This is a genomic window from Brevibacterium sp. CCUG 69071 (genome assembly GCF_021023135.1).
Taxonomy (GTDB): domain Bacteria; phylum Actinomycetota; class Actinomycetes; order Actinomycetales; family Brevibacteriaceae; genus Brevibacterium.
The window spans coordinates 535,351-547,822 of record NZ_PGFV01000003.1 but is presented as its reverse complement, the minus strand read 5'-3'; the positions used below and the strand labels follow the sequence as shown (position 1 = coordinate 547,822).

The window sequence follows — 12,472 nt, the reverse complement described above, 5'->3', positions numbered from 1 at the left end:
TCCGTTCTCCGTTGAAGGGCTCTTTTATTCAGTGTACATCAGTATTGCTGTTTTGCGCCTTTTAATTTCGGATTATTTTCGATTGTTACTGTCTACGTATGATTGTTGTTGTTTGTGCTGGTGGGATTCGTAGCTGTGTATCGAATGGTGTCGTTATATGCTGTGGCTGAGTGTGGTTCCACCCTATAAGAAGGCACTGACACAGACCTGCGGCAGGCATCGATGAGGAGCGGTTCCCGGCGCGACTCAACTCCAAAGTTCGGCGCGAGAATCAGCGCAGAATCCAGCCAGCCCAAAATTCGGATCAGGCTTCAGCGCTGGCCGCAGCCCAAGAACCAGTTCGGGATTCAACCCAAGCATCAGCCCCAGAAGCAGCTCAGAATTCAACCCAAGAACCAGCGCAAAACGCGGCTCAAGGTTCAGCTCAAGCCAATGCCCAGAACAGGAACTGGCCTCAGAACAAAAAACAAAAACAAGCCTCAGAGAGCGTCGAGCATCTTTCCCGGATTGAGGATCCCCAGCGGATCGAGCGCATTCTTCACGGCCACCTGAATCCTCCGCGAACCTTCATCCAGCTCATGCGGCAGCCAGTCCTTCTTGAGGTACCCGACGCCATGCTCCCCGGTGATCGTTCCGCCGAGCTCGAGCCCGACGCGCATGATCTCTGCGAAGACCTCCTCAGCCATCGCGACCTCCTCGGCATCGCCGGCATCGAAGAACACCGAGGGATGCGTGTTGCCGTCCCCTGCGTGCGCGACCAGCGCAATCTCCAAGCCCGATGACTTCTGCAGTCGCTTCAGGTGATCGTAGAACTCGGGCACCGCGGTCCGCGGCACGCACACATCGTCGAGCAGCTGGCCCCCACCATGGGAGTGCGCGAATTTCTCGTAGGCCGGCTGGATCATCCGTCGGGCAGCGATGAGCGCGGCCGAATCGGTGGGATCGTCGGAGTACGCAACGTCGAGGGCACCGCAGCGCCCGGCAACCTCGGCGAATCTGGACATCTCCGCCTCCGAATCCGCAGGATTCCGGTCGACCTGCATGATCAGCATCGACCCGGCGTCGCTGTCGAGACCGAAATCGCCGTACGCGTTGAGCATCTTCAGGCTCGATCCGTCGAGGAATTCGAGCAGGCTCGGCTCGCCGCCGATCGCCATGAAATCGGCCACCGTCTGCAGTCCGGATCGCTCGTCCGGGAAGGTCGCGATCGCGGTGAAGGGGTCGGGCAGGGCCGGGATCAGGCGCAGCGTCACCTCAACGACGATGCCGAGCGTACCCTCGGAGCCGATGAAGAGGTGCCGCATGTCGAGTCCAGCCACTCCCTTCGCAGTCTCGGGGCCGAGCGTCGTGAGCGTGCCGTCGGCCAGCACGACCTTGAGACTGCGAACGTAATCCCTGGTCACGCCGTATTTCACGCAGCACAGACCTCCCGCGTTGGTGGCGATATTGCCGCCGATCGATGACAGCGCGACCGAGCCCGGATCAGGCGGATAGGACAGCCCGAACGGGGCGAGATGATCCTTGAGGTCCTGGTTGATGATGCCGGGCTGAACGGTCACGAGACGTTCGGCCTCGTTGACCCGCACGACGTCTTTCATCTTCGACACGTTGAGCAATATCGCCCCAGGTGAGCCATTCGCTCCGCCCGATATCCCCGATCGCGCCCCCTGCGGGACCACGGGAGTCCGGTGCTCCGTGGCGAAGCGCATTACCTCTTGGACTTCCTCCGCCGAGGTGGCCCTGACCAGGGCGATCGCGCCCTCGCGTGGGCAGAAGAGGGCTTCGTCGCTCGAGTGCGCGTCGATGACGTCGGGATCCGTCGTCAGCGCGCCCGGGCTCAGCCGCGCGGCCAGCTCCTCGAGTTCGGCGGTTCCCACGGTGAGCTGGTCCTGTGCTGTCATGACGTCCTTCCGAACGGAGATGCGACGAGGTCGGTCGGCGACCGCGAGAAGTCCACGACCGCCTCGGCGAGGTCGGAGATGATAACCGCCGAGGTGGTCGTGGCCACCGAAGCGACACCACCGCAACCGGCGACGCCACCGCCGGCGCAGCCGCCGGGACTACTTCGTCAGGTTCGGGTCCAGCCTATCGGGTGCGGGTGCGGCCTTGAGGATGAGGGTGAGCACGCCCGCGGCGACCATCGCGGCACCGACGACCCACATGCCGGCGTTCTGGGTGCCGGTGAGATCGGCGAGCCAGCCCGTGATGTAGGGGGCGAAGAATCCGGCCGAGTTGCCCAGCGAGTTGATCAGCGCCAAACCGGCAGCCGCTCCGGCACCCGCGAGGAAGGTCTGCGGCAGGGGCCAGAATGTCGGCAGGGCCGCACAGATCGACATGGCGGTGATCGTCACGGCGATCATCGTGGTGAACGGCGAGTTGAGGTAGAGCGCGATCGGGATGGAGATGCCGCCGATGAACAGCGGCAGCGCGACGTGCCAGACGCGTTCGCCGGTGCGGTCCCCGTGGCGCGACCACAGATACATCGCCACCGCGCCGAAGACATAGGGAATCGCGGTGATGAAGCCGATCTCGACGATCGAGTACTCGGTGCCGAAGGTCTCCTGGAAGCCCGCGATGATCGTCGGCAGGAAGAAGCTGAGGGCGTAGAGGCCGTAGACCATGCCGAAGTAGACGAAGGACAGCGCCCACACCCGCGGCTGCAGCAGGGAGCGGCGAACCGGATAGTGGAAAGTCTCTTCCTTGTCACTCTCCTCGGCGTCCATCTTCGCCTGCAGCCACTCTCGCTCCTCCGGCTCCAGCCACTTGGCGTCGCGGGGACGATCGGTGAGGTAGAAGAGGCACATGAGGCCGAGGAGAACCGCCGGCACGCCCTCGATGATGAACATGAACCGCCACCCGGCAAAGGACTCGAAGATCGAGTTTCCGCTCGAGATCAGCCACGACGACAGCGGCGAACCGACGACGCTCGAGAGGGGAATCGCAAGCATGAACAGGGCCGTGGCGCGGGCGCGCATGCTCGTCGGGAACCAGTAGGTGAGGTAGAGGATGACGCCGGGGAAGAAGCCCGCCTCAGCGACGCCGAGGAGGAAGCGCAGGGCATAGAGCCAGTAATGGTTGGGCACGAAGGCCATCGCAGCGGCCACGATTCCCCAGCTGATGAGGATGCGGGCCAGCCAGATCCGGGCGCCGAATCTGTGCAGCGCCAGGTTCGAGGGGACCTCGAGGATGAGATAGCCGAAGAAGAAGATGCCTGCCGCGAACCCGAACTGCGTGGCGTTCATCGCGAGGTCCTCATTCATCCCGCCCGGCCCGGCGATGCCGAGGTTGGTGCGGTCGAGATAGTTGATGAAGTACATCGCGATGATGAATGGGATGAGTCGGACGATGACTTTGCGCATCGTCCGCTTCTCCAGAGCGGAGTCACTGGGCGTTGCCCCACTGACATGGTTCACCTGGGATGACATGTGATCTCCCTCGATCGAGCCGGACCGGTTCTGGCCTCCGGCGGAATACGAAATCACATTACGTCAGCTCAGCCGTCGTTTCCTAGATCTCGGAAGCAAAGTTCCGAATGCCGGGACGTTGAGATCGACCCCGCCAGCCGAGGCGGTTCGGGTCGACCGCCCACGCGGGCCACCCGTCCCCCACGGTTCGACGGTCCTACTCGTCCCAGCCGTCCCACTCGGCCCAGCCGTCCCAGCCGTCCCACGCGCGGATTCGGTCGACGCTCAGCCTTCAGTCGCTCGGTACGATGAGACGAGAAGATGAGGAGGGACCATGCAGCCGATGACCGAGCTGGAGGCCGAGTCTGTCCGCGACTACTACCGCAGGTTCGCCGAACTCGAAGCCGCTGACACCTCGCCCGTCTACACCGAGTGGGCGCAGGGTATCGGCGAGGACGAGGCCCTCATCGATCTGCTCCTCGACCTCCCCCGACCCAAGCGTCAGGCCAACCTTCTCTTCGCCGCGGCCAGACACCTCGGCGCGGGGAATGGTTCCTTCGCGGAGCTGCGGAGCTGGCTGCTCGATCACTGGGAGGAGACGCGAGCACTCATGCTCGCTCGATCGACGCAGACGAATGAGGCCGGACGGTGCGCGGTGCTGCTGCCGGCCCTCGCCGCAATCGATGGTCCGATCTCGCTCATCGAAGTGGGCGCCTCGGCCGGGCTGTGCCTGTACCCGGATCGGTACAGCTACGAATACCGATCCGAGAGTGGGACGATCCGGCTCGACCCGGCAGATGGTCCGAGTCCTGCCGTCCTCTCATGCGAGTTCCTCGGCTCCGAGCCCCCGACGCGGATCCCGGAGGTCGCGTGGCGAGCGGGGATCGACCTCAATCCGCTCGACATCGCCGATCCCGACGAGCGTGAGTGGCTGAGATCCCTGGTCTGGCCCGAGCACGATGCCCGGCGAGAGAGGCTGAGCGCCGCCGCCGGTATCGTCGAAACCGACCCGCCGAGGCTGATATCCGGGGATCTGTGCGATCGCATCGAACCCCTCATCGCCGAGGCGCCGTCGGACTCGCAGATCGTCGTCTTCCACAGCGCGGTCCTCGCCTACCTCGATGCGCCGAGGCGGGAGGAGTTCGCCGCCATCATGCGCGCTCACCCCGAGGTCGTGTGGCTGAGCAACGAGGGCGCAGGCGTCCTGCCCGAAACCGGCGTACAGCTCGAGGCCCGCGGCGTGGATCCCGATGGTCGTTTCGTCCTCAGCGTGAACGGAATCGCAACCGCGCTGACGGGACCGCACGGGCAGAGCTACGAGGAGCTGGAGCGGTCCTGACACCGAGGTGGTCGTCATCCTAGACATCCAACGGACGATCGGCAGCACGGTCAGGTAGCGCCACCTCGTCGACGCCGGTCTCGCCGGGGCCGCGCTCAGACCGTGGCCGGTCTCGCAGAAGCGGCTCTCAGTCCGGAGCCGCTCTCAGCCTGCGGTCGGTCTCAGTCTGCGATCGGCGACCATCCCAACTTGGGGCCGATCTCCGTGGCGAGCTGATGGAGGATGTGCTTCCAATCCTCGAGCTCGAATTCGAAGGGCAGCTCGAAGAGATAATCATCCGAGGCCTGGAACGCCGGGTTCGACCCGAGGAAGTCGACGATCTCCTCGGTCGAGCCGAGCAGGTCCGGAGCGATGATCGTATTGCGACCGTGGACCGACTTCGTCCGAGGCGTCCGGGCCTCCGCATAGTCTCGGTACTTCGCGGCCTGCGCGGGACTCGCACCGTCGGTGGGGACGATGACGCGGGCCAGGCTGACCCGCCCTGCCCCGGCCCCCACCTCGGCGTTCCGGAAGGTCTCGATCTGGTTGACCTGGTTGGCCGAGAAGTCCTCGATGCCGTCCTCGGCCGAGGTGATGTTGCTCATCAGCCAGTTCATCCCCGCCCCGCCGGCCCACGCCGCGGACTTGAGCGAACCGCCGCCGTACCAGAGGCGATCGGCCAGTCCGGGCGCATGCGGCTCCACCCGTTCGGAGTCGATGTCCCCGCCGAAGCCCCTGTACTCGGGCTTCTCCCGCACGGGTGCCCCGGCAAGGAAGTCACGGAGGCGCTCGATGCGTCCGTAGCCGAAGTCCTCATCTCGCCAGCCTTCACCGTGGACCAGGTCATTGACCGCCTCGGCGAATCCGGGCGGATGCACACTCAGTCCGGGCAGCACTCGCCCACCGGAAAGCAGGTCGGCCACAGCGAGGTCCTCGGCCAGACGGTACGGGTTCTCGTGGCCGACGGGGATGACCGCGCTGCCCAGTCCGATCCGCTCGGTCTCCTGTGCCAGCGCAGCGAAGTACACCGCCGGCGAGGGCAGCCCGTACTGCATATGCCGGGTCCGCACCCACCCGCTGTCGAGTCCGAGCTCCTCCGCGAAGCGGAACAGTTCGATGCCCTCGCGCAGACCCCGGGACGGATCGTCACGATCGAACGGAACCAGATGGATGAACCCGAGGTGGTTCGGAGCGCCTGTCGTCGAACTGCTCACGATGTCTCCCTCTTGACACCTCGCCGAGGCATCGGCCGAAAGTAGTTGAATGCTCAATGCATATCAGCCTCGGATGAACACCGCCCGTCACACCGTCATCTCCCGCCCGACCCAACGTCACCTCAGCACCTCCGCGTCACCCCAGCCCCCACCCGACATCACCTCACGCCCACCCGACGACGAGGCGGGCCGCCTCGGCGGGGATCGTCGGGTCCACCCCGGTCAGCTCGGCGAATCGGCGCAGCCGGTTTGCCACGGTGTTGCGGTGGCAGTACAGCTCGGCCGCGCTCACCCCGATGCTGCCCGACCGCAGATAGCTCTGCACCGCTTCGACGAGGCGTTCCCGTTCGGCACCGCCGCAGACGGCCAGCGAACGCTCGACATCGGTGACGATCGAATTGCCTGCCGCGTTCAGTGACTGTGCGGCCAAGCGCGCCCACCCACGCTCCCACGTCATCGCTCCCACCTCATCGGCCGTGAGCAGCTGAGCGAGGTCACGGGCGGTCAGCGCCGACCTGCGCAGAGAGGCGAAGTCCGGGGCATCGACCAGCCCCACTCGCGCCTCGGCGAAGCGTCGTCCGACCATGTTCGGTCCCGGCCCCGGCCCCGAGCTCGCGCCCGTACCGGGCCGCGCACCCGCGGTCGAACGCGTGCCCGTCGGCTCGGCCGATCGGGTGAAGGCGATGAGGACCTCGCCGAGGTGGTGGGTGAACATGGTCCCGCCCGCGCGCTCATGATCGGAGATGAGCACCCGCAGCGCCGGGGTATCCTCTCCCCGCGCCGCCGCGACGAGCAGCCGATCACTCGGGTCGAGGCCCAGCGCCGAGGCGATTCCGGCCAGGCGTTCATCCGTCGGATCCCGTTCGTCGAAGAGCTCCGCGATGAGCCCCTGCCGCACCGAGGACTCCTCCTCCCGCATCCGCTGCCGCTCGGCCACATAGGCCTGCTGGACCTGGGAGACATAGTCATCGACCGTGGAGAGGACGATCCCAGTGTGCCGGATGACGAGTTCGGCGTCTTCCTGCGTCGCCACTCTGGTCAAGGCCTCCCACAGCACATTGAAGTCGTGTCGGATGGCCGTCATCAGCGCCTCCAGCGGGATTCCCGCCCGGGCGCGGGTGACTCCGACCTCCGTGGACACCGCGACCGACCCGTCGAAGCCGCCCGCGCGCAGGCCTTCGACCAGCGTCTGGAACGACAGCAGCCCGGTCCGCCTCAGCTCAGAGACCGGGATCGGGGCGGGGTCGTAGCCGGGAACCCGCACGACTCGGGACATGAAGCGTTCCGTGAGCTGATCGAGTTCGAGGGCATCGAGCAGCTGGACCCAGCGGACGTGGTCCCCAGGCAGCGGCTGATCCCTGAGCTGTCTCTCATGACGTGGCGACATCCCTCTAGACTATGTGCAGATGCACAATCGGTCACGGGACATCCGGGGCAAAATATTCTCGAAATCGTGCGATCACACTCGGTAGTGTTCTCAGTTATGGGTCGAAGACCTACCGACCCTCATCCGACCCCGACCCGGACTCGACGGAGAAAATCATGAGCGTGAACGACCCGACAGCGGCGACCGAATATTCGGCCACCCAGGAACTCAGCGTCAAGGATGCGAACAAGGTCGCCGCCGGTGCACTCATCGGCACCGCCCTCGAGTGGTACGACTTCTTCCTGTTCAGCGCCGCCGCGGCCCTGGTCTTCAACGTCCAGTACTTCACCAACGAGAACGCCACCGCCGCAGCTCTCGCCTCATTCGCCACCTTCGGCGTGGGACTGGCCGCGCGCCCGATCGGCGGGCTGATCTTCGGCCGCATGGGTGACAAGATCGGCCGCCGGAAGGTCCTGCTCATTACGATCATCGGCATCGGCATCGTCACCGGTCTTATCGGCCTGCTCCCGACCTATGCGGCCATCGGCTTCGCCGCCCCCGCCCTGCTCGTCCTCCTGCGCATCCTGCAGGGGCTCTTCGTCGGCGGAGAATGGTCGGGCGCCATGACCCTCGTCGTCGAAAACGCCCCGCTCCACCTGCGCGCCCGCTACGCGGCGATCCCGCAGATCGGCTCCCCGATCGGCACGATCCTCTCCTCCGGCGGATTCTTCGTCATGACGCTCGTCTTCTCGCAGGAGAACTTCGACTCCTTCGGCTGGAGGATCCCCTTCCTCATCGCCCTCCCCCTTCTCGCCGTCGCCGTCTATCTGCGCTCGCGTCTCGAGGAGTCCCCGGTGTTCCGGCAGCTCGAAGAGTCCGGCGAGGTCGCCAAGAGCCCGATCCGCACCACCTTCGTCGACAGCTGGAGGCAGATCATCGTCGGCATGGCCGCCGCCCTCCTCGGCGTCGGCGGTTTCTATCTCGTCACCGCCTTCTGCGTCTGGTACGGCGTCAACGTCCTCGGCTATACGAACTCTCTGCTCCTGCTCGGCAGCATGGTCGCTGCGGCCGTCGAGATCTTCACTCTCATCTGGGGCGGCGCCCTCGGAGCCAAGTACGGAGCGAGCAAGGTCATCCTGTGGGGCGGCATCGCCTCGGCGGTCGTCTCCGTTCCGGCATTCCTCATGTTCGAGTCCGGCAACCCGGTGCTCGTCGTCATCGCCATGACCCTGGCCGTCGGAACACTGTCCCTGCCCTACGCCGCCTCGGGCACCGTGCTCACCGGACTGTTCCCGGCGAACACCCGCTACACCGGGGTCGGCCTGGCGCAGAACGCGGCCGGAATGATCTCCGGATTCATTCCGCTGCTCGCCACCGGGTTCGTCGCCTCCGCCGGGGATCACTGGTGGCCGGCCGCCGCGATGCTCGCCTTCCTGTCCCTGTTCACGGCCTTCGCCGGAGCCATCGCACCGCGTCTGAGCGTCGACCTGCCCGGCTTCAAGCACTGAGTTCGCCGCAGCGACCGCAACCGCGCGGCCCGCACCCACAGCACCCGCCCCACCACGGAAGGACCCCGCCAATGCCCCGCTCGGCCGGACATCTCATCGTCAGCACCTTGGAGAACGCCGGAATCAAGCGGGCCTACGCGGTTCCCGGCGAGTCCTACCTCGACGTCCTCGACGGACTCTACGACTCCGCGATCGAGACGATCGTGTGCCGTCAGGAAGGTGGCGCAGGCTTCATGGCGCTGGCCGAATCCCGGCTGACCGGACGCCCCGGAATCGCCATGGTCACCCGGGGCCCGGGGGCGGCGAATGCGATGATCTCCATCCACACCGCTTGGCAGGACGGCACCGCCCTCGTGCTCTTCGTCGGACTCGTCCCCACCGCGGATCGGGCCCGCGAGTCCTTCCAGGAATTCAGTCTGCCCGAGTGGTTCTCCTCGACCGCGAAGGCCGTCATCACCATCGATGACGAACATCGTGCCGGTGAGCTCACCGCCGAGGCGCTGCGCATCGCCGCCTCGGGCCGCCCGGGTCCCGTCGTCGTCGGCCTGCCCGAGGATGTCCTCGTCCGCCTGACCGACTCACCTGCACCGACGCCGTCTGCGATCGTCGAGCCTGCTCCGTCTGCCGCAGATCTCGAGGCCCTATCTGCACGACTGCGAACCGCCGATCGCCCGGCGTTCGTCCTCGGCGGGGACGGCTGGCATTCCGGCTGCGGACGTGAGCTGGCCGAACTGGCCGCCTCGGCGGGTATCCCGATCTTCGCCGACTGGCGCGCCTACGATGCCGTACCCCATACGGGAGCCGCGTGGGCCGGGTGGCTCGGCTACGGTCGCGCCGATGCCATCGCGGCCGGTTTCGCCGAGGCGGACCTGCTCGTCTTCGTCGGAGCCACCCGTTCCGATGTGGCCAGCGACGGCTACACGATCGGCTTCGATGCCGAGACCGTCCTCGTCGGGCTCGACCCCGAAGCCACCCAGCACGCCGGCCGCATCGACCAGCAGATCCTCGCCTCCCCGCGCAGCTTCGTCAACGCGCTGGCCGAGTTCGCCGGTGGAAGCGCAGTGCGATCCGCCGGCGGATCCGGTGATCCGGCCACTGCCCGAGACAACCCGGACACCCTCGCACCCGACCTCCGCGCAGAGCGCAGCGACGAATGGATGCTCGCACGTGCGCACGCGCAGTCCCGCTTCTCCGCACATCGTCCCGACGCCGAGGCGGGGGCCGGTTCCGCGAACGCCGCAGACTCCGACAGCAACCCAGACTCCGGCAGCACCGTCGTTTCCGAAGACAACCCCGGGGTCGATCTCGGGGTGGTGTTCGGGATCCTCGACGACCGCCTCGGCGGGGAGGCGATCCTCACCTACGGAGCGGGCAACGCGACGATCTGGGGCCACCGATTCCTCCGGCATCTGCACCCGGCGAGCCTCGTCGGGGCACGCAACGGGGCCATGGGACTCGCTGTCCCGGCAGCGGTGGCGGCCTCACTGGCGGCGCCCGAGCGCCGGGCCGTGGCGATCTGCGGGGACGGCGACTTCCTCATGAACGGTCAGGAGATCGCGACCGCCTTCGCCCACGGGGCCAGCCCGCTGATCATCGTCATCGACAACGGCGTGTACGGCACGATCGTCTCCCACCAGCAGAACCACTATCCGGGTCGACCATCGGGAACGCGCATGGTCAATCCCGATTTCGGGACGTGGATGTCCGCCTTCATCGGCGGACACGGGGAACGTGTCGAGGCCACCGAGCACTTCGCTCCCGCGCTCGACCGAGCCTTGGCCGCCACAGGGCCGGCGCTTCTCCACCTCACCATCGACCCGGAGACAATGCCTCCCGCCGCCGACGAGATCCCGGCCTGAGCCGGGGCCTCAAGCAGCCCCGCTGCCCTGCAGCCCGACTGCCCGACCGCCCAGAGACGATCCGCTGACCCACTGATCCGACACCGGAGACACCGGCGCCGCACCCCTGAATATCCCCAGCATCACCGGAAGGACGACCATGACCGAGACCCCCAGCACCACCTCGGCGAGCACCACCTCGACGAATGCCGCCGACGCCCAGGTCGACAGAGACACCCAGCTCGACAGGGACGCCCGTGCCAATCTCGAGGCCGCGTTCCTCGCCGATTGGGCAGTCCACTCCCGTTTCGGCGCAGTCGCCGGGACGAACGGCGTCGACCGGCAGGCGGCGAGCGCCGCCGACGGCCAGCAGCGCAAGTGGTTCGCAGACCTGCTCGAGGAGCACGGCTTCAGCGTCCATCGGGATCCGATCGGCAACCAGTTCGGCCTCCTCGAGTTCGTCCCGGGAGCACCTTATGTGCTCACGGGATCGCACATGGATTCGCAGCCCACCGCCGGTCGCTTCGACGGTGCCTACGGGGTCATGTCCTCGGCTCACGCGTGCTTCGCTGTCGCCGATGAGCTACGCGCGGACCCGGCGAAGGCGAAGTACAACCTCGCCGTGGTCAACTGGTTCAACGAGGAGGGGTCCCGGTTCAAGCCCTCGATGATGGGCAGCAATGTGTTCACCGGGAAGGCCGAGCTCGAAGCGGCCCTGGCCACGCGCGACGCCGCCGGTGTCACCGTCGCCGAGGCGCTCGACGAGTTGGGTGAGCGCGGGCACTTCATCGCCCCGGACATCGCCTCCTATGCGGAGATCCACGTCCAACAAGGCCGCAGCATGGAGGAGAACGGCGTGACGATCGGCCTCGTCAACGCCACCTGGGCCGCCCACAAATACGAATTCAAGGTCACCGGGGCGCAGGCCCACAGCGGCTCGACGCTCATGGCCGATCGTCAGGACGCGCTCCTCGGGGCGGCCCGGCTCGTCGTCGCTGCGCGCGAACTGACCGATAAGTTCGAACCCGGCGCCCTGCACACCGCGTGCGGTCAGCTCACGGTCTACCCGAACTCTCCCGTGGTCGTCGCCAGCGAGGTCAGCCTGCTGCTCGACCTGCGTTCGCCCAGCGCCGAGGTGATCGCCGCCGCCCATGATTCGCTCATGGCCACGGTCGCACGGGTCCGCGAAGAGGATCGGGTCGGCATCGAGATCGTCGCCGAGCACAGCTGGGACCAGAACCCCTACTCGGAGGACGGCGTCGAGCTCGCCCGCGCTGCCGCGGACGAGCTCGGGCTCACCTCGGCGCGGGTGATGACCGTGGCCGGCCACGATTCGACGAACTTGAAGGACACCGTGCCCACGGTCATGCTCTTCGTGCCCAGCGTCGCGGGTATCTCGCACAGCCTCGAGGAATTCACCAAGGACGAGGACCTCGTCTCGGGCCTCCACCACCTCACCGAGGTGGTCCGACGGCTGGCGGCAGGTGCCCTCGACGACTGAGTCGACTCGTCACATTCCGAACCGCTGAGGATCGTCAGTCGATGTCGTCGACGTCCTGGTTGTCGTTGACGGGATCGGCGGCGAGCGGTCGGCGGGTCCGTCGCCTTGGATGCCTATCGCCCTGGACGCAGCGATATCGACACCGTCGCCGCGATCAGTCAGGAGTGGCGGTCCCGACCCAATCTGGTGCGGCGCTTTCGTGTGCTCCACTACTCGCAGCTGCCGCGACTGACCCTGCGCGCCGGCCGCGGTCTGGGACTCAGCGCCTGCTGCAACACCGCGTTGTCGAACCACGCCCCGATCGCCGAGGTGGCCCTGGCCCG

Annotated in this window: 8 protein-coding genes; 4 read left to right on the top strand and 4 right to left on the bottom strand. The window is 66.6% G+C overall.

Annotated elements, in window-relative coordinates; genetic code table 11:
* Window positions 1-479: 479 nt before the first annotated feature.
* Both CV023_RS11675 and CV023_RS11670 read right to left on the bottom strand, forming a co-directional pair.
* Window positions 480-1,901 (bottom strand): FAD-binding oxidoreductase, encoded by a 1,422-nt coding sequence (locus CV023_RS11675; RefSeq protein ID WP_230745855.1) that lies wholly within the window; start codon window positions 1,899-1,901, stop codon window positions 480-482.
* 159 nt (window positions 1,902-2,060) lie between these two features.
* The gene (locus tag CV023_RS11670) at window positions 2,061-3,425 is read right to left on the bottom strand and encodes an MFS transporter (protein WP_230745853.1); all 1,365 of its coding nucleotides are present in this window, start codon (window positions 3,423-3,425) and stop codon (window positions 2,061-2,063) included.
* 322 nt (window positions 3,426-3,747) lie between these two features.
* Between CV023_RS11670 and CV023_RS11665 the strand changes: the two genes are divergently transcribed.
* Window positions 3,748-4,743, top strand: coding sequence for a DUF2332 domain-containing protein (locus tag CV023_RS11665; protein ID WP_230745851.1), 996 nt, complete (start codon window positions 3,748-3,750; stop codon window positions 4,741-4,743).
* 161 nt (window positions 4,744-4,904) lie between these two features.
* Here the strand turns inward: CV023_RS11665 and CV023_RS11660 are convergent, their stop codons facing one another.
* Together CV023_RS11660 and CV023_RS11655 are read right to left on the bottom strand one after the other, a co-directional pair.
* Complete coding sequence (locus CV023_RS11660; protein WP_230745849.1) at window positions 4,905-5,936, bottom strand: LLM class flavin-dependent oxidoreductase; 1,032 nt, start codon at window positions 5,934-5,936, stop codon at window positions 4,905-4,907.
* A gap of 163 nt (window positions 5,937-6,099) precedes the next feature.
* On the bottom strand, window positions 6,100-7,323 hold the full coding sequence (locus CV023_RS11655; RefSeq protein WP_230745848.1) for a helix-turn-helix domain-containing protein: 1,224 nt from the start codon (window positions 7,321-7,323) through the stop codon (window positions 6,100-6,102).
* A 155-nt stretch (window positions 7,324-7,478) separates the two neighbouring features.
* Here CV023_RS11655 and CV023_RS11650 point away from each other — a divergent pair, with 155 nt between their 5' ends.
* The 3 genes from CV023_RS11650 to CV023_RS11640 all read left to right on the top strand — a co-directional run bounded on the left by CV023_RS11650 (window position 7,479) and on the right by CV023_RS11640 (window position 12,149).
* Complete coding sequence (locus tag CV023_RS11650) at window positions 7,479-8,810, top strand: MFS transporter (protein WP_230745846.1); 1,332 nt, start codon at window positions 7,479-7,481, stop codon at window positions 8,808-8,810.
* 71 nt (window positions 8,811-8,881) lie between these two features.
* Complete coding sequence (locus CV023_RS11645; protein WP_230745844.1) at window positions 8,882-10,669, top strand: thiamine pyrophosphate-dependent enzyme; 1,788 nt, start codon at window positions 8,882-8,884, stop codon at window positions 10,667-10,669.
* Window positions 10,670-10,808: 139 nt separating this feature from the next.
* On the top strand, window positions 10,809-12,149 hold the full coding sequence (locus CV023_RS11640; RefSeq protein ID WP_230745842.1) for a M20 family metallo-hydrolase: 1,341 nt from the start codon (window positions 10,809-10,811) through the stop codon (window positions 12,147-12,149).
* Window positions 12,150-12,472: the final 323 nt, after the last annotated feature.

Coding starts and splice junctions, on each gene's coding strand:
- CV023_RS11640 (WP_230745842.1), top strand. CDS start 10,809: ATGACCGAGACCCCCAGCACCACCTCGGCGAGCACCACCTCGACGAAT.
- CV023_RS11670 (WP_230745853.1), bottom strand. CDS start 3,425: ATGTCATCCCAGGTGAACCATGTCAGTGGGGCAACGCCCAGTGACTCC.
- CV023_RS11645 (WP_230745844.1), top strand. CDS start 8,882: ATGCCCCGCTCGGCCGGACATCTCATCGTCAGCACCTTGGAGAACGCC.
- CV023_RS11655 (WP_230745848.1), bottom strand. CDS start 7,323: ATGTCGCCACGTCATGAGAGACAGCTCAGGGATCAGCCGCTGCCTGGG.
- CV023_RS11675 (WP_230745855.1), bottom strand. CDS start 1,901: ATGACAGCACAGGACCAGCTCACCGTGGGAACCGCCGAACTCGAGGAG.
- CV023_RS11650 (WP_230745846.1), top strand. CDS start 7,479: ATGAGCGTGAACGACCCGACAGCGGCGACCGAATATTCGGCCACCCAG.
- CV023_RS11665 (WP_230745851.1), top strand. CDS start 3,748: ATGACCGAGCTGGAGGCCGAGTCTGTCCGCGACTACTACCGCAGGTTC.